The sequence below is a fragment of the Enterobacter cloacae subsp. cloacae ATCC 13047 genome (assembly GCF_000025565.1).
GTDB lineage: Bacteria > Pseudomonadota > Gammaproteobacteria > Enterobacterales > Enterobacteriaceae > Enterobacter > Enterobacter cloacae.
On the sequence record NC_014121.1, the window covers coordinates 356,984 to 376,293 of the forward strand.

At 58.0% G+C, this 19,310-nt stretch carries 21 protein-coding genes; 5 read left to right on the top strand and 16 right to left on the bottom strand.

Annotated elements, in window-relative coordinates:
• The first annotated feature begins 131 nt into the window (after positions 1–131).
• The 3 genes from ECL_RS01680 to yjdP all read left to right on the top strand — a co-directional run bounded on the left by ECL_RS01680 (position 132) and on the right by yjdP (position 3,554).
• Positions 132–2,408, top strand: a complete 2,277-nt coding sequence (locus tag ECL_RS01680) for a hybrid sensor histidine kinase/response regulator (protein ID WP_013095097.1) — start codon at positions 132–134, stop codon at positions 2,406–2,408.
• 120 nt (positions 2,409–2,528) lie between these two features.
• Positions 2,529–3,152, top strand: coding sequence for a GNAT family N-acetyltransferase (locus ECL_RS01685; protein ID WP_013095098.1), 624 nt, complete (start codon positions 2,529–2,531; stop codon positions 3,150–3,152).
• Between the two features lie 78 nt (positions 3,153–3,230).
• The gene (gene yjdP, locus ECL_RS01690) at positions 3,231–3,554 is read left to right on the top strand and encodes a DDRRRQL repeat protein YjdP (protein WP_013095099.1); all 324 of its coding nucleotides are present in this window, start codon (positions 3,231–3,233) and stop codon (positions 3,552–3,554) included.
• 52 nt (positions 3,555–3,606) lie between these two features.
• Here the strand turns inward: yjdP and phnP are convergent, their stop codons facing one another.
• The 16 genes from phnP to ECL_RS01770 all read right to left on the bottom strand — a co-directional run bounded on the left by phnP (position 3,607) and on the right by ECL_RS01770 (position 15,440).
• Positions 3,607–4,365, bottom strand: coding sequence for a phosphonate metabolism protein PhnP (gene phnP, locus ECL_RS01695; RefSeq protein WP_013095100.1), 759 nt, complete (start codon positions 4,363–4,365; stop codon positions 3,607–3,609).
• A 9-nt stretch (positions 4,366–4,374) separates the two neighbouring features.
• Positions 4,375–4,809, bottom strand: a complete 435-nt coding sequence (gene phnO, locus ECL_RS01700; protein ID WP_013095101.1) for an aminoalkylphosphonate N-acetyltransferase — start codon at positions 4,807–4,809, stop codon at positions 4,375–4,377.
• Entirely contained in the window at positions 4,802–5,353 is a 552-nt protein-coding gene (phnN, locus tag ECL_RS01705; protein ID WP_109455545.1) for a ribose 1,5-bisphosphokinase, read from the bottom strand. Before phnN ends, phnO begins: the two co-directional genes overlap by 8 nt.
• Positions 5,350–6,486, bottom strand: coding sequence for an alpha-D-ribose 1-methylphosphonate 5-triphosphate diphosphatase (phnM, locus tag ECL_RS01710; protein WP_013095103.1), 1,137 nt, complete (start codon positions 6,484–6,486; stop codon positions 5,350–5,352). The genes phnN and phnM overlap by 4 nt, the downstream gene beginning before the upstream one ends.
• Positions 6,483–7,163, bottom strand: coding sequence for a phosphonate C-P lyase system protein PhnL (phnL, locus tag ECL_RS01715; RefSeq protein WP_013095104.1), 681 nt, complete (start codon positions 7,161–7,163; stop codon positions 6,483–6,485). Before phnL ends, phnM begins: the two co-directional genes overlap by 4 nt.
• 85 nt (positions 7,164–7,248) lie before the next feature.
• Positions 7,249–8,004 carry a phosphonate C-P lyase system protein PhnK gene (gene phnK, locus ECL_RS01720; RefSeq protein ID WP_013095105.1) on the bottom strand — a complete coding sequence of 252 codons (756 nt, stop codon included), beginning with the start codon at positions 8,002–8,004 and terminating at the stop codon, positions 7,249–7,251.
• On the bottom strand, positions 8,001–8,846 hold the full coding sequence (gene phnJ, locus ECL_RS01725) for an alpha-D-ribose 1-methylphosphonate 5-phosphate C-P-lyase PhnJ (RefSeq protein WP_013095106.1): 846 nt from the start codon (positions 8,844–8,846) through the stop codon (positions 8,001–8,003). The genes phnK and phnJ overlap by 4 nt, the downstream gene beginning before the upstream one ends.
• A complete protein-coding gene (locus ECL_RS01730; RefSeq protein WP_013095107.1) occupies positions 8,839–9,903 on the bottom strand; it encodes a carbon-phosphorus lyase complex subunit in 1,065 nt (354 codons plus the stop codon). The genes phnJ and ECL_RS01730 overlap by 8 nt, the downstream gene beginning before the upstream one ends.
• Positions 9,903–10,487, bottom strand: a complete 585-nt coding sequence (gene phnH, locus ECL_RS01735; RefSeq protein WP_013095108.1) for a phosphonate C-P lyase system protein PhnH — start codon at positions 10,485–10,487, stop codon at positions 9,903–9,905. The genes ECL_RS01730 and phnH overlap by 1 nt, the downstream gene beginning before the upstream one ends.
• Entirely contained in the window at positions 10,484–10,936 is a 453-nt protein-coding gene (gene phnG / locus ECL_RS01740) for a phosphonate C-P lyase system protein PhnG (RefSeq protein ID WP_013095109.1), read from the bottom strand. Before phnG ends, phnH begins: the two co-directional genes overlap by 4 nt.
• Positions 10,937–11,662, bottom strand: a complete 726-nt coding sequence (phnF, locus tag ECL_RS01745; protein WP_013095110.1) for a phosphonate metabolism transcriptional regulator PhnF — start codon at positions 11,660–11,662, stop codon at positions 10,937–10,939.
• Positions 11,663–11,682: 20 nt separating this feature from the next.
• Positions 11,683–12,462, bottom strand: a complete 780-nt coding sequence (gene phnE / locus ECL_RS01750; protein WP_013095111.1) for a phosphonate ABC transporter, permease protein PhnE — start codon at positions 12,460–12,462, stop codon at positions 11,683–11,685.
• 116 nt (positions 12,463–12,578) lie between these two features.
• Complete coding sequence (gene phnD / locus ECL_RS01755; RefSeq protein WP_013095112.1) at positions 12,579–13,595, bottom strand: phosphonate ABC transporter substrate-binding protein; 1,017 nt, start codon at positions 13,593–13,595, stop codon at positions 12,579–12,581.
• A gap of 23 nt (positions 13,596–13,618) precedes the next feature.
• Positions 13,619–14,407 carry a phosphonate ABC transporter ATP-binding protein gene (gene phnC / locus ECL_RS01760; protein ID WP_013095113.1) on the bottom strand — a complete coding sequence of 263 codons (789 nt, stop codon included), beginning with the start codon at positions 14,405–14,407 and terminating at the stop codon, positions 13,619–13,621.
• A 173-nt stretch (positions 14,408–14,580) separates the two neighbouring features.
• Positions 14,581–15,024, bottom strand: coding sequence for a VOC family metalloprotein YjdN (yjdN, locus tag ECL_RS01765; RefSeq protein WP_013095114.1), 444 nt, complete (start codon positions 15,022–15,024; stop codon positions 14,581–14,583).
• 80 nt (positions 15,025–15,104) lie between these two features.
• Positions 15,105–15,440: a zinc ribbon domain-containing protein YjdM gene (locus ECL_RS01770; RefSeq protein ID WP_013095115.1), complete on the bottom strand. Its 336-nt coding sequence runs from the start codon at positions 15,438–15,440 to the stop codon at positions 15,105–15,107.
• 600 nt (positions 15,441–16,040) lie between these two features.
• On the opposite strand from ECL_RS01770, the gene crfC reads away from it, so the two are divergent.
• Positions 16,041–18,395, top strand: coding sequence for a clamp-binding protein CrfC (crfC, locus tag ECL_RS01775; RefSeq protein ID WP_013095116.1), 2,355 nt, complete (start codon positions 16,041–16,043; stop codon positions 18,393–18,395).
• Positions 18,392–19,267: a diguanylate cyclase regulator RdcB family protein gene (locus ECL_RS01780; protein ID WP_029882903.1), complete on the top strand. Its 876-nt coding sequence runs from the start codon at positions 18,392–18,394 to the stop codon at positions 19,265–19,267. The genes crfC and ECL_RS01780 overlap by 4 nt, the downstream gene beginning before the upstream one ends.
• Positions 19,268–19,310 lie beyond the last annotated feature (43 nt).

Below are 19,310 nucleotides of genomic sequence, written 5' to 3' on the forward strand. Positions count from 1 at the left end.
ATGCAAAATGTCAGAAGCCGTTCATATTTGTCATAGTTATGAATAGCTAATCGCCGTCACATTTCTCTTTTCCCTCTGCCTGTGGGAGAGGGCCAGGGTGAGGGCACCCATTTGCAGAGGAGCCCAATCCCATGCCATCACGCTCGCCGTTCTTCGCCAGCGCCCGCGGTCGTCTGCTGATCTTTAATCTGTTGGTGGTGGCGGTGACGCTGATGGTCAGTGGTGTGGCGGTGCTGGGTTTTCGGCATGCCAGCCAGATCCAGGAACAGGTACAACAGCAGACGCTGGATGACATGACCGGCAGCATGAACCTCGCCCGCGATACCGCCAGCGTGGCAACCGCGGCGGTTCGGCTTTCGCAGGTGGTGGGGGCGCTGGAATACAAAGGAGAGGCCGAGAGGCTGAAGCAGACCCAAATGGCGCTGCGGCACTCGCTGGAACAGCTCGCAGATGCGCCCTTAGCGCAGCAGGAGCCGGGGCTGGTGGCGCGCATTATTCGTCGCAGTAATGAGTTACAGCAAAGCGTGACGGGCATGCTGGAGCGCGGACAGCGGCGCCATCTGCAGCGTAACGCGCTGCTTAGCTCGCTGTATCAAAGCCAGAGCTATTTACGCCATCTGCAGGATATTAACCGTCGGTTTGGCAGCAACATCCCGGATGCGCAGCAGCTTGCGGAAATGGACAGGTTGATTCTCGCCGCCATCGATACCCCCTCACCGCGCGCCACCCTACAGCAGCTGGACGCCGTTACCGCAACGTTGCCCCAGCGCGCCACGCAGCCCGTGGTGAATCTTGTTCTGCCCGATTTCAACGACGAGCTACGCAGGCTTGCCCCGCTGTCAAAGCAGCTTGAGGAGAGCGACCTGGCGATAAGCTGGTATATGTTCCACATCAAGGCGCTGGTGGCGATATTAAATAGCGATATCAATCAGTACGTTGAGCAGGTGGCGGAGGCTTCCCGGCTGCGTACGGCCCAGAGTCATCAGGAGCTGCGGTCCATCAGCGTATTTATCAGCATATTCGCCGTACTGGCGCTGATCATCACCGGTTGCGCCTGCTGGTATATCTACCGCAATCTGGGCTCCAACCTGACGGCGATCTCCCGGGCGATGTCGCGTCTTGCCCACGGCGAGCAGGACGTTTCGGTGCCCGCGCTGCAGCGGCGTGATGAGCTGGGAGAGCTGGCTCGCGCGTTTAACGTCTTTGCCCGCAATACCGCCTCGCTGGAGCACACTACCCGTCTGCTGAAAGAGAAAACCTCCCAGATGGAGATCGACCGCATCGAGCGTCAGGGACTGGAGGAGGCGCTGCTGCACAGCCAGAAGATGAAGGCCGTTGGTCAACTGACGGGCGGGCTGGCACATGATTTCAACAACCTGCTGGCGGTGATAATCGGTAGCCTGGAGCTGACCGATCCCGACTCCAGTGATGCCCCACGTATCGCCCGCGCGCTCAATGCCGCCGAGCGCGGTGCGTTGCTGACCCAGCGTCTGCTGGCTTTTTCCCGCAAGCAATCCCTGACTCCGCATGCGGTAGAGATGAAACCGCTGCTGGAGAATCTCAGAGAGCTGATGCGCCACTCCTTGCCCGCCACCCTGAGCCTGGAGATAGAGGCTCAATCCCCGGCCTGGCCGGCGTGGATAGACGTTGGTCAGCTCGAAAACGCCATTATCAACCTGGTGATGAACGCCCGCGACGCGATGGAGGGGCAGACGGGCGTGATTAAGATCCGCACGTGGAATCAGCGCGTCACTCGCAGCGACGGACGCAGGCAGGATATGGTGGCGCTGGAGGTGATCGACCGCGGCAGCGGTATGACGCAGGAGGTCAAATCCCGGGTGTTCGAGCCGTTCTTCACCACCAAGCAGACCGGCAGTGGCAGTGGGTTAGGGCTGTCGATGGTGTACGGTTTTGTGCGTCAGTCCGGCGGCCGCGTCGAAATTGAAAGCGCGCCGGGACAAGGCACCACCGTGCGGCTCCATCTGCCGCGCTCAACGCTGCCCGTCGTCCCTGAAGATGAAACGCACTCTGCCACCGCATCCGCTGAAAACGAACGGCTGGTGCTGGTCCTGGAAGATGAGGCCGATGTTCGTCAGACCCTGTGCGAGCAACTGCATCAGCTTGGCTACCTGACCCTTGAAGCGGAAAGCGGTGAGCAGGCACTGAACATGCTGGCGGCCTCGCCGGATATCGGCATGTTTATCAGTGATCTGATGCTGCCGGGCAGCCTGAGCGGGGCGGAGGTGATTAACCACGTGCGCAGCCACTACCCGCAACTGCCGGTGTTGTTGATCAGCGGTCAGGATTTACGTCCGACGCACAACCCGCAGTTGCCGGATGTAGCGCTACTGCGCAAACCGTTTACCCGCGTACAGCTGGCGCAGGCGCTGCGGAAAATCAGCGCTTAAACAGCGAATTTAGGATTTCATCAAGAGCCTGAGTAAAGTCGGCGATGCTAATCTGCGCAAAATTTAGCGGATTAAGATATAAAGGGAATTATGCCGGTACTCACAAGAGGGGACTCACAAATGATCGTGATGCCTACAACGTACAGCCCGAATACGGTTGCCAGGTCATTTACGCTCGTAGATGAATTTGAACTCTCCGGTCGGGTGTTACATGTCATTTATGACAGCCAGACGCCCCGGGCTGCAATTATTGAAGCAGATATCGAAACCTTTGATGGCGTTCCCCGGCATCGGGTTGTTGCTGCTCTGGATTTACAGCATAAAGCCCATCTGGGAAAGGACATTATCGCAGTCGAACGATGCTGGGAAGATACTCGCGTTGTCCAGGTAGAAGGCATTTGTGTCGATCCTGCCGAACGAGACAAAGGGCTGGCGACTCGTCTCTATGAAGCGTTGGTCTTACATTGCGGCGTGACCTTAATCAGCGACTTCGAGCAATATGAGGGTGGAAAGATGCTCTGGCAGAAAATAGCCCGTGAATCCGACCAAATCGCTGTTTTTGTACTCGACACAGAGCAGGGAGCATTCTGGCCTTATGATGGCAGCAAGGTGATATATGACGGAGGATGTATTCCTGAAGACCGCATCTGGAGTCATTCTCCGGACCAAAAATGCTCCGGGATTGTGCTGGTCGCAGAGAATAAACAGCGAGTGCGTCAAATAATGGAAGCGTCGCCTCGCTAAAGAATTTGAGATTCCTCCGCTACCTCTCCCGTTTGCGGTTAATTACCGTAAGGCCAGTTCACCTGCGAGTCTGGCCTTATGAAACGTTACTCTACCGCTCTGTTATTTGGTCTGCTGTCACTCTCCAGCCAACTGGCGCATGCCGATGTGATTGATGATGCCATTGGCAACATTCAGCAGGCGATCAACGATGCCTATAACCCCGGCAGCAGCCGCAGCAACGATGATGACGATCGTTATGACGATGACCGTCGCATTGATAGCCGTCAGTATGACGACCGCCGTCGGCAGCTTGAAGACAGACGCCGCCGTTTAGACGAGCGTCAGCGCCAGTTAGATGACGACAGACGACGCCTGGAAGAGGATGAGCGGCGGTTAGAAGAGGATTACGATCGCGGTTAAGTGCGGCCTGTTGCCCTTACCTCAACCCTCTCCCACGGGAGAGGGAGAAAACCTAATCCAGCACCAACACCATGCCGTCATATCCCGCTTCGATGCCGTCCGGCAGCGGGTTATCCATCATCCACACGTCAAACTGATGGCTGATATGGGTCAGGATCACCTGCGGGCAGCCAATCACCTCGTTCAGTGCCACCACGGTGTTTAAATCGCAATGGTTGCGCGGCGTCTGTGGGCGCGGTTCATGGCTACAGTCGATGATCATCGCCTGTGGCTGGTTGTTGAGCAGAAATTTCACCGTTTTCTCCGGCAATCCGGCGGTATCAGAGAGCCACGCCACGCGGCTGTGGGCGGACTCCAGCAGATAACCAAAGGTGAGCTTCGAGTGGTTGAGCGGCAGCGGCGTCACCCGCAGGCCCTGCAGCTCAAACATCACAAACGGCTCCAGCATATGGCTGAAATCCAGAATGCCCGGGTGTTTGAAGAGATCGTCACATCCGGCTTCATCCGGCGGGCCGTAAACGGGGATCGTCGCGCCAACGCCCCAGCGCAGGGGAAACAGCCCCTGAACGTGATCCATATGGTAGTGGGTCAGCAAAAACTGCTGAAAGCTGCCGGCTGGCCAGTCGTCCATCAGGTGCGGAATACCCGCGTCCAGTAGCGTCACCGCATCATTGAATTTGACGGCCGCGCTACAGGGCCGACGACGATAATTCTCCTGCAGACGTGCCCGGCGGCATGCCGCGCAATCGCAGCCAAACACCGGGACCAGCTGGGCACTGCCGGTGCCCGTTAACGTGATGGTCAGACTCATCGTGCACCTCTACAACGGTTTGGTGAAACGAAAATGGCTCTGCGTATACCCTTCACGAACATAAAAACGGTGGGCGTCCAGCCGCCGGACGCTGGTGGAGAGCTCCGTCAGTTCCGCGCCCGCCTGCCGCGCGGTGTCCTCTGCCCATGCCAGCAGTTGGCTCCCCACTTTAAGACCACGCGCCTCGGGCATCACCACCAGCTCCTGGATTTCGCCGATCCATCTGGCGTGGTGCAGGTGAAACTGCATATGCAGGCCAATCATACCCACCACCTGTCCATTCAGCTCTGCCAGCTGATAACGCATATTGTGGTCCTGCAGATTGGCCAGATACCCGGCGTGGAACGCCTGATGATCAAATTCGGCCTGTTTTAACTCGCAGATCAGCGCGTAAACGATTTGCGCATCATCGGCGGTGGCGGGGCGAAGCGTGCAGTCAGGCATGCTGTTTCTCCTTCTGACGGATAAGCGATAAAACGTTATCGACTGACTGTAGCAAACTTCCGTCGTTGTTGAGGATGTGGCAATCCGCTGGGGTATAGTGCGCTGCGCGTTCGAGCCGCTGCGCGATCTCTTTTTCGCTTTCGCGTCCGCGGCTTTGCAGGCGGCTGCGCAGGACATCCGGCGAAACCTGCAGACAGACCGGCAGCAGCGCCGAGGCATACCGGGCGCGTGCCTGGGGAAGATGCGCACGAGAGCCGTTGACCAGCACGTCAAAACCCGCGTGTAGCCACAGGTCGATCTCAATACCGATCCCGTAGTAGTAGCCGTTGGCGTGCCAGCTGAGCGCCAGCAGATTCTGCCCGGCGCGAGTGAAAAATTCCTGTTCGCTCAGGGCGATATGGTTTTCACTACCGGCATTCGCCGCCCGGGTAATATAGCGATGTGCGACCAGCAGCTGCGGGTGTTCCCGCTGCCGTAAGGCGGACAGCAGGCTGTCCTTCCCGGAGCCGGAGGGCCCCATTAACCAGATGACTCTTCCCATCAGAACACCCGTTTTCCCTGACGCCAGACGTGGTCGATATGGATGTGCTCGCCCTTACGGTGGGCCAGCACCAGATCCGCCCGTTTTCCTTCGGCTATCTCGCCCCTGTCGTGAAGATTAAGCGCCGATGCCGGGTTCTTCGTTACCAGGCGAATCGCCTGCGACAGCGTGAAGCAGTTGCTGTCGTCATCCGCGACACGGAAGGCGGCGTCCAGCAGGCTGGCGGGGTAGTAGTCGGAAGAGAGGATATCCAGCAGACCGAGCGAGGCGAGCTTGCTTGCCGCCACGTTGCCGGAATGCGAGCCGCCGCGCACGATGTTCGGTGCCCCCATCAGCACGTTCATGCCATGCGCGCGGGAGGCTTCTGCCGCCTCAAACGTGGTAGGAAATTCAGCGATCACGCTGCCAAGCTGGTGGGATTCGCGGACATGGTTGTGCGTGGCATCATCATGGCTGGCCAGCGCGATGTTACGGTCCCGGCACATTGCGGCAATCGAAACACGGTTCGGCTGTGACCACTGTGCCGCCAGCGCCAGCTGCTCTTCCTCGTAGCGCGCCATCTCCACATCGTTAAGAGAATATTTGCCCTGGTAATACTCGCGGTATTTTTCGAGGCTGGCGAACTGGCGCTGCCCCGGCGAGTGGTCCATCAACGAGACCAGCGACACTGGCTCGCGGTCTACCAGCTTTTCAAACAGCGGCAGGGTGGTGTGATGCGGCAACTCGCAGCGCAGGTGCAGGCGATGTTCGGCGCGGTTAAGACCGCGCTTTTGCGTCTCTTCCACGGCGTTGATCATCTTTTCCAGATTCTCCAGCCGATCGCCGCCGTCGCGTACGTCACCAATCGCCACCGCATCCAGCACGGTGGTGATGCCGCTGGCAACCATCAGCGCGTCGTGGCTGCTCATCGCCGAATGGGCGGGCCAGTCCACCTTCGGCCGTGGGGTGAAGAATTTATCCAGATTATCGGTGTGCAGCTCAATCAGCCCTGGCAGCAGCCAGCCGCCTTCGCCGTCCATCGCTTCGGGCAAATGGCTTCGGGTTTCGGCATACGCGCGGATCGCGCCGTCGCGGATCTCAATCGAGCCGTTGATGACCTCATCTTCCAGCACCAGCCTGACGTTATTGATAATCATACGTTTGTCCCCATCGGGTGCAATCTGTCCGCCACGCGGTTGCGAACGCTCTCGTCGTGGAAGATCCCGACGATCGCCGCGCCGCGCGCTTTGGCCTGTTCGATCAGTTCCACCACTGCCGCGCTGTTTTTGCTGTCGAGCGAAGCGGTGGGTTCATCAAGAAGTAAAATCGGGTAGTCGACGATAAACCCGCGAGCGATATTCACGCGCTGCTGCTCGCCGCCGGAAAAGGTCGACGGGGCAAGATGCCAGAGGCGCTCGGGCACATTGAGGCGCGTCAGCAGGCTGGCGGCTTTGGCGGCGCAGGTTTCGCGCGGCACGCCGAGATCCAGCAGCGGCTGCATGACCACATCCAGAGCGGAGATCCGCGGGATCACCCGCAGAAACTGGCTCACCCAGCCGATCGTCGAGCGGCGGACTTCCAACACCTTACGCGCGGGGGCCTGAACCAGGTCGACCCATTCATCGGCATGGCGAATATGAATGTGCCCCTCGTCCGGCAGATAGTTGGCGTACAGGGAGCGCAGCAGGGTGGATTTTCCGCTGCCGGAGTGGCCGTGCAGCACCACGCATTCGCCGCTGTTCACCTTCAGAGAGGCATTTTGCAGCACCGGCAGACGCACGCCGTTTTGCTGGTGGAGCACAAAGGTTTTACTTACGTTTTCTACGTGGATCATTTTGGCCTCGTGGCGTTTTCTTGCCGGGTGGCGCTTCGCTTACCCGGCCTACAAGGTACGGCGTTCGTTTTGCCGGGTGGCGCCCTCAATTCTGCAACACGGATGACACCAGCAGCTGGGTGTAAGGATGGAGCGGATCGTCGAGCACGCGGTCGGTTAACCCACTTTCCACCACCTGACCCTGCTTCATTACCAGCAGACGGTCTGCCAGCAGGCGAGCGACGCCCAGATCATGGGTGACAATCACCACCGCCAGGTTCAGCTCCACCACCAGGCCGCGCAGCAGGTCGAGCAGGCGCGCCTGCACTGAGACGTCCAGCCCACCGGTGGGTTCATCCATAAACACCAGCTTCGGGTGGGTGACCAAGTTACGGGCGATCTGCAGACGCTGCTGCATGCCGCCGGAGAAGGTGGTGGGCAAATCGTCGATGCGCGAGGCGGGGATCTCCACATCGGTCAGCCAGCGCTGTGCGGTTTCCCGGATGTTGCCGTAGTGCCGCGCGCCGGTCGCCATCAGCCGTTCGCCGATATTGCCTCCCGCCGAGACCTGACGACGCAGCCCGTCCAGCGGATGCTGATGTACCACGCCCCATTCGGTGCGCAGCAGGCGGCGGCGTTCAGCCTCGCTCATGCCATAGAGGGAGGCGCCCTCATACAAAATCTCGCCGTTCTGCGGGGCCAGGCGCGCGGAGATGGACTTCAGCAGGGTGGTTTTACCCGAACCGGATTCACCGACAATCCCCAGCACCTCGCCCGGCCACAGCTCGAACGAGACGTCGCTGAAGCCTTTGCCCGGCGCGTAAAGGTGGGTCAGGTTGTTCACTGAAAGCAGCGGTTTCATTGGCTGTTCGCCTCGCTCTGTTGGCGGCAGTAATCGGTGTCGGAGCAGACAAACATCCGTTTGCCCGTATCATCCAGCACCACTTCATCCAGATAGCTGTGTTTCGAGCCGCAGATGGCGCACGGCTCGTCCCACTCCTGCACCGTGAACGGGTGGTCATCGAAATCGAGACTCTCCACGCGGGTGTAGGGCGGGACGGCGTAGATGCGCTTTTCGCGCCCGGCACCGAACAGCTGCAGGGCAGGCATCATGTCCATTTTCGGGTTGTCGAATTTCGGGATCGGCGACGGATCCATCACGTAGCGCCCGTTGACCTTCACCGGGTAGGCGTAGGTGGTGGCGATATGGCCGAAGCGGGCGATATCTTCATACAGCTTCACCTGCATCACCCCGTACTCTTCCAGGGCGTGCATGGTGCGGGTTTCTGTTTCGCGCGGCTCGATAAAGCGCAGCGGCTCCGGGATCGGCACCTGGAAAATCAAAATCTGATCTTCAGTGAGCGGCGTTTCGGGAATACGGTGGCGGGTCTGGATAAGCGTCGCATCTTCGGTTTTTTCGGTGGTGTTGACGCCCGTCACGCGCTTAAAGAAGTTGCGAATCGACACGGCGTTGGTGGTGTCGTCGGCTCCCTGGTCGATGACCTTCAGCACGTCTGACTCACCGATGACGCTGGCGGTAAGCTGAATGCCCCCGGTGCCCCAGCCGTAAGGCATCGGCATTTCTCGACCACCAAACGGCACCTGATAGCCGGGGATAGCGACCGCTTTCAGGATGGCGCGGCGGATCATGCGTTTGGTTTGCTCGTCCAGATAAGCAAAGTTGTAGCCGCTTAGGTTAGCCATTTTCACGCTCCCGTTGCAGACGTTTCAGCAGTTCCAGTTCGGCCTGGAAGTCAACGTAATGCGGCAGCTTGAGGTGCGAAACAAAGCCCGCCGCCTCGACGTTATCCGCATGGGCCAGCACGAACTCTTCGTCCTGTGCCGGGCCGGAAATCTGTTCGCCGTAGTCCGGCGCCTGCAGGGCGCGGTCAACCAGCGCCATCGCCATGGCTTTACGCTCGCTCATGCCAAAGACCAGCCCGTAACCGCGGGTAAAGTGTGGGGTGTCGTCGTCAGGTGCGACAAAACCATTCACCATTTCACACTCGGTCATTAGCAGTTCACCGACGTTCACAGCAAAACCCAGCTCTTCGGGGATGATTTCGACGTCGAGATAGCCGCTGCGAATCTCCGCCGCAAACGGGTGGTTACGCCCGTAGCCGCGCTGCGTTGAATAGGCCAGCGCCAGCAGATAGCCTTCGTCCCCGCGCATCAGCTGCTGCAGGCGAGACGAGCGTGAACAGGGGTAAACGGGAGGCGTGCGGGTGATGTCGTCGGGTTGCGCTCCGGTCTCTTCTTCAGCCTTTGCCAGACCCTGCTTCGCCAGCAGGCTAAAGACGTGCGGAGATGCTTCCTGCCCGGTCTCCGTGGTGCTGAGCGTCGGCGTTTCGCCGTTCGCCAGCAGGGTGAAATCCAGCAGGCGGTGGGTGTAGTCGTACGTAGGGCCAAGGAGCTGGCCGCCGGGAATATCTTTATAAACGGCGGAAATTCGCCGCTCCAGGCGCATTTCTGCCGTATTGACCGGCTCGCTCACCGCCAGGCGGGGAACGGTGGTGCGCCAGGCGCGCAGCAAAAAGATGGCTTCGACGTTGTCGCCGCTGGCCTGCTTCAGCGCCAGCGCTGCCAGCTCGCGGTCGGCGACGCCGCCTTCGGTCATCACTCGATCCACCGCCAGGTTCAACTGCTGCTCAATCTGGGCGACGCTCAGCTCGGGAAGCTGTTCATCACCCCGTCGTCTGTGCGCCTGTAGCGCATGGGCGGCGGCGATGGCCTTCTCGCCCCCTTTGACGGCAACGTACATCAGCACACCTCCACGTGGGTGGTTCGCGGGATCGCCAGCAGGCGCTCGCCGCAGGTCAGGATCAGGTCAATGCCCAGCGGGAACGGATGCGGGCGTTCGGTCAGCTCATGAATAATGCACTCCGGCAGCTGTGGCGCGACCATGCGTTCGTCGGCAATCCCCGCCCCGGTCAGGCGCAGCATGCGACCACCGCTCAGGCTGGCGACCTGCAGGAGCAGCGTGGCGCTGGTCTCCGGTGCTACCGCGCTGCCTTCACTCAGGGCATTGAGCTGCTCATGGCTGATTTGCTCATCGGCAACGGCAAACACCGCCTGACGGGGCTGCTCAACCAGCGGGGCGTTAGTGTGAAAACGCAGATTCTGGCTGGCGATGTCATTGGATAACGTCCCCGAAAGCCACACCGGGGTATCGTTGTCGGCGAGGGTCAGCAGTACGCTGGTGGTCGCCAGGTTCAGCGGCAGCCAGCCCTGGGAGAGCTGATGCAGGGAGACAATCACGCCTGGCTCGCTCATGGCTTTCAGCAGGCGACGAAAACTGTGTTGGGCATCCTGGACGGCCAGGGTAAAAGCGGGTTGAAGCGTCATGCGTTATCTCCGCGAACAAGCGTAAAGAAGTCGACCCGGCTGGTATTGACTTGCGCCTGACGTGCGGCAGTGCGCGCGGCGAGGTTGGCTTCCAGCGGGGCAATCAGGGTTTCCATCAGGGTCTGGAAATGGGGTTGTTCCTGCAGCAGGGCGTCGATCACCGCGCAGCGCTCGGCGTGCGGTTTATCGCGACCGAGCACGTAGCTGTAACCCAGCGTGCCGCTGCTCAGACGAATGACCGCGCGGGTGAGGGCGGCATCACCGCCGAAAAAGCGCTCCCCGGTACCGCCCATTCTTGCCTGGATCTGTACCAGGCCAATTTCCGGCGCGCGGAGCGTTTCATAGTCTGGCGTCAGGTTAAGCGCGTTCATGCGGCTCGCCAGTGCAGCAGGCTGGCTATGGGCCAGGGCGCGCATCCAGCGCTGACGGGTGGAGGTGTCGAAATGCATTCAGTGCTCCATGGTGAATTCAATCATGTCGGCGCGGGTCAGGCTGACGGAGTACTCCGTTGCGTTGATCTCGCCGTCACGGTGGTTGAGGGTGCGCACGCAGAGCAGCGGAGCCATGTTGGGGATCTCCAGCACCTTGCTCTCTTTCGCCTGCGCGCGGCGGGCGCTGATACGCGTCTGGGTACGTTTGAGCACAAGACCCGTGGCGTCCTGCAAAAAGTCATGCAGTGAACCGCTGGAGAAGTGTTGCAGCACCGGCCAGAGGCTCAGGTCGCTGAAGTAGTGATCTATCTGGCAGACCGCCACGCCATTGACCCGGCGCAGGGTGCGCAGATGCACAACGTTGTCGCCCTCCTGAATACCCAGCGCATCGGCTACATGGCTGGAGGCCGGACGCAGCACGGAGAGCAGTTTTTCGCTGGTGGGATGGCTTCCCTGGTCGAGCAGGTTCTGACTAAAGCGCGCCTGGGCATTGAGCGGGTAATCGAACGGGCGCATCAGCACCAGCACGCCGACGCCCTGACGGCGCTGTACCCATCCGCGCTCAACCAGCTGATCGATGGCGCGGCGCAGGGTGTGGCGGTTCACTTCATAGCGGTCTGCAAGCTGCTGTTCGGCTGGCAGGTAGTCTCCGCAGCGATAATGGGTGCGCAGCTCCACTTCGAGCTTTGCTGCAATCTCTTGCCAGCGGGTAGGGTAACTGGTCGGATGTCTGGATAAGTGCATACCAATCAAAGCCTCGCTTCTCAGATGAAGTGCTTACGCAAACGTTGAGAGAGGAAATCCAGCAGGCTGACGGTGATGATGATGAGTACCATCAGGGCGCAGGTTTGCTGGAACTGGAAACCGCGGATCGCCTCCCACAGGGTGACGCCGATGCCGCCTGCGCCGACCATGCCGACGACGGTGGCGGAACGGACGTTAGATTCGAAGCGGTAGAGCGAATAGGAGATCAGCAGCGGCATGACCTGGGGCAGCACGCCGTAAAGGATCTCTTCAATTTTGTTGGCGCCGGTGGCGCGAATACCTTCGACCGGGCCGGGTTCAATGGCTTCCACGGCTTCGGAAAGCAGCTTGGAGAGCACGCCGGTGGTGTGGATGAATAGCGCCATCACCCCCGCGAACGGCCCCAGACCCACGGCAACCACGAACAGCATCGCGAACACCATTTCGTTAATGGCGCGGCAGGCGTCCATCAGGCGGCGCATCGGCTGATAAATCCACCACGGAACGATGTTTTCCGCGCTCATCAGGCCAAACGGAATGGAGAGGATGACGGCCAGGGCGGTCCCCCAGACGGCGATTTGCAGGGTGACAGCCATTTCGCCGAGATAGTCCTGCCACTGGCTAAAATCGGGCGGGAAGAAGTCGGCAGCGAAGGTGGCCATGTTACCGGCGTCTTTAAACAGCAGCAGCGGATCCATCTCCGCGCCCTTCCAGGAGATAACCAGCACCGCCAGCAGGATGGCCCAGCTAAATAGCGAGAACCAGCTGCGTTTCGGCGGTGGGAGGGTGATGGTTTGCATGTTGACTCCTTTGTGTTTAGTTCCCTCTCCCTGAGGGAGAGGGTTAGGGTGAGGGGGAAATGTGCGCGCTGATGCCCTCACCCCGGCCCTCTCCCACAGGGAGAGGGAGAAAAGCGTTACTGCACCGCTTTATTCACACTGGTCATTGCACCAAGCGCGGCGGTCAGGCGGTCCAGGTCTTCCAGCTGGGCCTGAATAGCTGCCACTTTGCTGGTCTTCTCCTCGTCCTTAAGCCCCTTGTTGTCCTTCACGCCCTGCATCTCTTTAAACAGCGCCAGCTGGCGAATCGGGACCAGTTGCAGGTCGCTCGACGGGCGGAACGGTGCCCAGCCCAGACGCGTCAGCACGGCTTTCTCTTCTGGCGTTTTGCCGTAGGTCATAAAGAAGTCGTACACCTTGTCCTTGGTGCTTTCAGAAAGGTTTTTGCGCCAGACAATCGGGTCACCCGGGATAAGAGGGGATTTCCAGATCACCTTCAGCTCTTTCAGTTTGTCCGGTGCGGAGGTCTTCAGCTTGTCGAGGTTTTCAGTATTGTTGGTGGCGACGTCCACCTGCTTGTTGGCCACGGCCAGGGCGTTGGTTTCATGGCTGGCATTGACGGTGCGTTTGAAATCGCTGGCAGAGGCATTGTTTTTGGCGAAGACGTAATAGCCCGGCACCAGGAAGCCTGAAGTGGAGTTCGGATCGCCGTTGCCGAAGGTCAGTTCTTTGCGTTTGGCGAGCATATCGTTGAGGTTATTGATCGGGCTGTCTTTGTTGACGATCAGCACGCTCCAGTAACCCGGAGAGCCATCGGCAGCAACGGTCTGGGCAAAGACCTGGCCGTTTGCACGATCCACCGCTTCCATGGCGGAGAGGTTGCCATACCAGGCGATGTCCACTTTGTTAAAGCGCATCCCCTGGATGATGCCCGCGTAATCCGGGGCGAAGAAGGCGTTTACTTTGATCCCCAGTTTGGTTTCCATATCTTTCAGGAAGGGCTCCCACTGAGGCTTCAGGTTCTGCTGTGATTCCGTCGAAATAATGCCAAAGTTCAGCGCTTTTTCCTGCTCCTCGGCGTACGCAGGGCTTAACAGGGTGCTGATGCTGAACATGCTGGTGAAAGCCAGCGCGGCAACCGTTTTATAGCTCATTTCCATTCCTCGTAGTGGGGACGTTATGCAGCCTTCGCGTTCTCTTCGACACGGTTAATGCTGCGGTAGAGATGGTCAAAACGTTCGTTATCAAACTGGTGGCTTGCGCCATCAAAGAACACATGTCCCTGACGCAGGGCGACAATGCGCTCGCAGTAGCGCAGGGCGTAATCCACCTGATGCAGCGTCACCACCACGGTGATGCCGTCGTTCTGGTTAATGTCATGCAGGGTTTCCATCACGATGCGGGCGGATTCCGGATCCAGCGAGGCGATGGGCTCGTCGGCAAGGATGATTTTCGCTTTCTGCATCAGGGCACGGGCGATGGCCACGCGCTGCTGTTGTCCACCGGAGAGGGTGGAGACGCGCTGATGGGCGAAGTGCGCCATGCCTACGCGGGTGAGTGCCCGCAACGCCTCTTGCTTCTGTAACGGGGAGAACCAGCGCAGACAGGTGCGCCAGAATGGGGTGCTGCCGAGCGCGCCAATCAGCACGTTCTCCAGCACCGTCAGTCGATTTACCAGATTAAATTGCTGGAAGATGCAGCCTGTCTGCGCGCGGCTTTTGCGGATATCCCGCGCCAGTCGCCCTGCACGCTGTACGGTGTTGCCCAGCAGTTCGACGTGGCTCTCCGGGATGCTATCGCCGGTAATCAGGCCGCTTAAGTGACGCAGAAGGGTGGATTTACCTGAACCGGATGGCCCCAGCAGCGCTACCATGTCGCCCTGCTGGACGGTCAGATCAACGGCATGCAGAGCCTTGTTGTGATGAAAGGTCTTGCTCAGTTTCTCGACGCGGATGACGGTTTGCATATGCTGGGCCTCACAATAAATGTGGCCTCATGCTGGCGCATCAATATGACATTTGGGTTAAGTGCAGGTTGCGGGAGTTTGAAGAGTTGAAGTGAAAACGATGACAATCTTTCCAGACCCGGTCAGCGCAGCGCCACCCGGGGTTGTTGCCGGATGCGCTGCGCTTATCCGGCCTACGAACTTTGTTGCTGCTTAACGACGTTAATCATCCACGGCACGCCGTATTTGTCGGTGACCTTACCGAAACCGTGCGCCCAGAAGGTCTCCTGCCAGGCCATTTCAATATTTCCGCCATCCGCGAGATTGTCGAACCAGCGTTGGCCTTCATTGACATCCTGTGTGTCGAGAACCAGCGTGAATCCGGCATACTGCGCCTTACTGCCCGGCGGCAGGCCATCGCTCATCATGATATCGCTGCCCGCAATGCGAACGTTGGAGTGGGCTATAGCGGAGTCCGGGAACTGCATGCCAGACGGGCAGCCTTCTTCGCTGCTCTCGCTTTTTGGCATTTCGCCGAAGGTGATTTTATAGAGGAGTTCTGCGCCGACGGCCTGCTGATAAAAGGCGGTTGCCTCTGCACAGTTGCCGGCGAAAGAGATGTAGGGACTTAACGGCATAATCTTTACCTCACGTAAGAAAAGCCCATTAAGTGTAGTGGGAGTGTGCCCGGTAAGCGAAGCGCCACCGGGCGGGTAAATCAGTTCTTTTTCACAAACTCAGATTTCAGTTTCATTGGACCAAAACCGTCAATTTTGCAGTCGATATTATGATCGCCTTCAACCAGACGGATATTCTTCACTTTGGTCCCGATCTTCAGCATGGAAGAGCTGCCTTTAACCTTCAGGTCTTTGACGACGGTGACGCTGTCGCCATCTGCCAGCAGGTTACCGTTAGCATCTTTTACAATCAGCACGTCAGCATCCTGTGACGGCTCTGCGTCGTTCCATTCGTGGGCGCATTCCGGGCAAATGAACATGCCATTATCTTCATAGGTGTATTCAGAATTGCATTTCGGGCAGTGTGGAAGTTGCATCGGGGGTATCCTCAAAAAAGTGCTTAACACGCTGGAAAGTGCCAGCAAAATGACGGCAGAGCGCCGAAAAAGAGGGCAAGTATAACGCAAATCCACACGATTGTCGGTGATATTGTTTAATAAAAAAAAACCGAAAAGCGTGTTGCGGGTGACACTTTCTGTCAGTCGGTTAAGCGATGCTAACGCCATTAACGTGTTGGGAAGAATTGACACTGAATATATCGAATATTTTATTGCGGCAAATTGCTACGTTCCGCCATTTCGGATAAGGTGAAGCGACACATTGTTATTTATCGCCGGTTTTCGTCGTCGTACATCTGTTATGACGCTGAACCATTCCCTCTCTTTTTAGGTGGGTAAATAATGATGATATATCCTGAAGTTTCTTAAAAATGGGCTACGCTTTTTATCTTTTGACTATCAGGTCAGGAGAAAAGCTTTTCACGCCATGCAAGGATAGCGATTTATTTCTGATTGTCTTCAATCAGTTATATTTCGGTGAACATGTTTTCCACACGTGATCATATAAGCCGAAAAACATAATTAAAACCCGGTGGCTTAATAAAAGTAATAAATTTGCGTTAAGGAAAGGCTTTTATCATGCACACACAGACAATTTTTGAATTAAGCCAGGAAGCAGAACGGTTGCTACAACTCGCCCTGCAAAACCTTGATACCTTGAAATCAATGCCGATAGCGATGCTGGAGAGTACCGCGACGGCCATTACGGGTGAAAAGAACAACGTTTTACCTTTGCATTTTAGCGCGCGTGGTGTCGAAGCACAGCAGGCGATGCTGAATAGTGAATTGCGCAAAATAACCCGTCTGGAAATGGTGCTGGCTATTGTTGGAACCATGAAGGCGGGGAAATCGACCACCATTAATGCGATTGTGGGCACCGAAGTATTGCCCAACCGCAACCGTCCGATGACGGCGCTCCCGACCCTTATTCGTCATACGCCGGGCCAGAAAGAGCCGGTACTGCATTTTACGCATGTCTCTCCCATTGATGATCTGATCCAACTGCTACAGAAAAAGCTCTGCGATGACGATCGCGGTAAGCTGGCGCAGCGTCTGGAAATCGATAAAGACATGAATACGCTGCTGGAGAGAATTGAAAGAGGCGAGGCTTTCGAGAAGCACCACCTTGGGGCGCAGCCGATATTTCATTGTCTGAAAAGCCTGAACGACCTGGTGAGGCTCTCTCAGGCGCTGGACGTGGCCTTCCCGTTCTCAGAGTACGCGGCGATAGAGCATATACCGGTGATTGAGGTGGAGTTTGTGCATCTTGCGGGTCTGGATGCGCACCTGGGGCAGCTGACGCTGCTGGACACGCCTGGGCCAAATGAAGCCGGGCAGCCCCATCTGCAAAAAATGCTCACCGAACAGTTGTCCCGCGCCTCCGCGGTGCTGGCGGTGATGGACTATACCCAGCTCAAATCGATTTCTGATGAAGAGGTTCGTCAGGCCATTTCGGTAGCGGGAAAATCGGTGCCTTTGTATGCGCTGGTGAATAAATTCGACCAGAAGGATCGCAACAGCGACGATGAAGAGCAGGTCAGGGCGATGATCTCCGGGACCTTAATGAAAGGGAACATCTCTCCGGGACAAATTTACCCTGTTTCGTCGATGTGGGCCTATCTGGCAAACCGCGCCCGCTATGAGATGGCGAACCATGGGCAGCTACCGGATCACCAGGAACAGCGCTGGGTACAGGACTTTGCCGAGGCCGCGCTGGGGCGTCGCTGGCGTACGGCGGACCTGGACGATATCGAACATATTCGCCATGCGGCTGATTTGCTGTGGGAGGATTCGTTATTTGAACAACCTATCCGCAAACTGATTTACGCCGCCTATGCCAATGCGTCGTTATTTGCGCTGCGTTCGGCGTCGCATAAGTTGCTCAACTATGCCCAAAATGCCAGAGAGTATCTCGATTTTCGCTATCAGGCCCTGACGGTGGCCTTTGAATCGCTGGAGCTGAATATTACGCGTCTTGAAGAGGATATGGCTCTGCTGCAAACGCGGCAGCGCGTGGCCAGCGAAGAAGTCAAACACGAAGTGGAGCAGGCCCTCCACGCCACTGACGATTTTATGGCGTTGCAGAAAGGAGCCCTTCAGCAGGCGATTGGCCATATCTTCAACAGCCACACGCTACTTGATTTGGCAGGTATTGATCCGCTGAATCATCGGCAGGATGCACCGGAGGCGCTGACGCAGCTGGTGCTGGATGATGAGAGGCAGGCGCAAACGGTACTGAACAGCATCCGCTCCGCCTGCGAGCAGGTCATGCTGGACGCACAGACGAAAATCAGCCGGGAGCTGGCGCTTCGCTTCGATCAACTGGAGTCTACGCTGGCGCGTTCGCTGAATGAGGCGATGCGGCCCATTGAGCTGCGTATTAAAGAGCAGCTCAGCCATGCCGGTTTCCGGGCGCGGATCAGTTTCCCGGCATTTCAGGCAAATCAGCTGAACTTCAATACGCGGGCGCTGTTTACTGATGCCATCGCGGAGGATACCCGTCCGGCAGGCCAGCCATCGGCTGCGGGAAGTGTACGGGAAACGGTGTCGCGCTGGCTGAACAATCCTGGCTGGGGCTGGGAAGATTATGTGGCGACGCGCACGCGATACGTTATTGATATTGCGCAGCTGCATGACAAGTTTATGCAGCATATTGATCAGTTTTGTGAACAAATCCGTAAAGCTTTAACCGCGCAGGTCGATGTCTCTGTTACGGCGGGTATGGCAACGTTCTTTGCAGAATTTTCGTTATGCCTTGCCGGGTTACAGGAAAGCTTGCGTGATAGCCTCGCAGTCCGTCAGCAAAATGAGCATTCGACCCGATCGCTCAGCCAGCTGTTGAAACAAAGTATCACGACTGCGACGTGGATTCAGGAAGATACCCGACTGTTACGCGATGATATTCAAACTCTTTTCGCGGCAGAGCAACCATGACAACACAGCTACTGGACGGTCCCGGGCGGACGCTGGAGTGTATCCATCCTAAATTTATGGTCGATCTGGTCCAGGGGGTAGACGCGCCGCGTCATACCCATCTGGGGCCGCAACAGCTGCAGTTTCGTGAGCGTTTGACGCAGGAGATCATGACGCACACCCGGCTGCGACCGTGGGCAATGGCGGGAATGCTCAACGAAAATGCGGCTCTGCGCCTGGGGCTGGCGGAAAAGCTGGCCGGCATGCTGGATCCGGGGCATCTCGCGCTGACGCGTATGGCCGATAAACTGGTTGCCCTGCGCCAGCAAACCTCTCTGCGTACGCAGCCCTCGCCGGGCCTGGTTCAGCAGTACGCTGAACTCTCTTCCCATTTTCTTCAACGCGCAGCCTATAAAGAAAAGGCGTTGTCCCAGCGTGGGTTAACGGTGCAGGCGGGCGATCATAGCGAGCAGATTTTTACCCGCTGGCGGGCCGGACACTATGATGGCTGGTCGCTGGCCGGGCGTTGCTACATTGTGCTGGAAGAGCTGCGCTGGGGAGCATTTGGCGATGCCTGTCGTCTGGCGAATGCGGACGTGGCGGCAATGCTCAAGGATAACCTGCGCAGCATGGCGGCAAATTATCTGGCGCAGGGGATCAATGCTTCTCCCACTACCCGCCATTTTTATCACCAGTGGCTCACAACCCCCTCTACGCCGGGGAGCATCGATCATAAAGATATGCTGGGCTGGCTGGGGGACTGGTGTCAGGCGGACAGCCACCCGGTGAGCTGGTCAGTAACTCAAAACTGGCAAACGGTCGCGCTGGGTATGCCGAGACTCTGTTCGGCAAAGCGGCTGGTGGATGGGATGGTGGAAGAAATTTTTGGTTGAACCCCTCACCCGGTGGGGAGAGGGGCCGGTCTTATGCGGTGCG

Coding starts and splice junctions, on each gene's coding strand:
- ECL_RS01680 (WP_013095097.1), top strand. CDS start 132: ATGCCATCACGCTCGCCGTTCTTCGCCAGCGCCCGCGGTCGTCTGCTG.
- ECL_RS01685 (WP_013095098.1), top strand. CDS start 2,529: ATGATCGTGATGCCTACAACGTACAGCCCGAATACGGTTGCCAGGTCA.
- yjdP (WP_013095099.1), top strand. CDS start 3,231: ATGAAACGTTACTCTACCGCTCTGTTATTTGGTCTGCTGTCACTCTCC.
- phnP (WP_013095100.1), bottom strand. CDS start 4,365: ATGAGTCTGACCATCACGTTAACGGGCACCGGCAGTGCCCAGCTGGTC.
- phnO (WP_013095101.1), bottom strand. CDS start 4,809: ATGCCTGACTGCACGCTTCGCCCCGCCACCGCCGATGATGCGCAAATC.
- phnM (WP_013095103.1), bottom strand. CDS start 6,486: ATGATTATCAATAACGTCAGGCTGGTGCTGGAAGATGAGGTCATCAAC.
- phnL (WP_013095104.1), bottom strand. CDS start 7,163: ATGATCCACGTAGAAAACGTAAGTAAAACCTTTGTGCTCCACCAGCAA.
- phnK (WP_013095105.1), bottom strand. CDS start 8,004: ATGAAACCGCTGCTTTCAGTGAACAACCTGACCCACCTTTACGCGCCG.
- phnJ (WP_013095106.1), bottom strand. CDS start 8,846: ATGGCTAACCTAAGCGGCTACAACTTTGCTTATCTGGACGAGCAAACC.
- ECL_RS01730 (WP_013095107.1), bottom strand. CDS start 9,903: ATGTACGTTGCCGTCAAAGGGGGCGAGAAGGCCATCGCCGCCGCCCAT.
- phnH (WP_013095108.1), bottom strand. CDS start 10,487: ATGACGCTTCAACCCGCTTTTACCCTGGCCGTCCAGGATGCCCAACAC.
- phnG (WP_013095109.1), bottom strand. CDS start 10,936: ATGCATTTCGACACCTCCACCCGTCAGCGCTGGATGCGCGCCCTGGCC.
- phnF (WP_013095110.1), bottom strand. CDS start 11,662: ATGCACTTATCCAGACATCCGACCAGTTACCCTACCCGCTGGCAAGAG.
- phnE (WP_013095111.1), bottom strand. CDS start 12,462: ATGCAAACCATCACCCTCCCACCGCCGAAACGCAGCTGGTTCTCGCTA.
- phnD (WP_013095112.1), bottom strand. CDS start 13,595: ATGAGCTATAAAACGGTTGCCGCGCTGGCTTTCACCAGCATGTTCAGC.
- phnC (WP_013095113.1), bottom strand. CDS start 14,407: ATGCAAACCGTCATCCGCGTCGAGAAACTGAGCAAGACCTTTCATCAC.
- yjdN (WP_013095114.1), bottom strand. CDS start 15,024: ATGCCGTTAAGTCCCTACATCTCTTTCGCCGGCAACTGTGCAGAGGCA.
- ECL_RS01770 (WP_013095115.1), bottom strand. CDS start 15,440: ATGCAACTTCCACACTGCCCGAAATGCAATTCTGAATACACCTATGAA.
- crfC (WP_013095116.1), top strand. CDS start 16,041: ATGCACACACAGACAATTTTTGAATTAAGCCAGGAAGCAGAACGGTTG.
- ECL_RS01780 (WP_029882903.1), top strand. CDS start 18,392: ATGACAACACAGCTACTGGACGGTCCCGGGCGGACGCTGGAGTGTATC.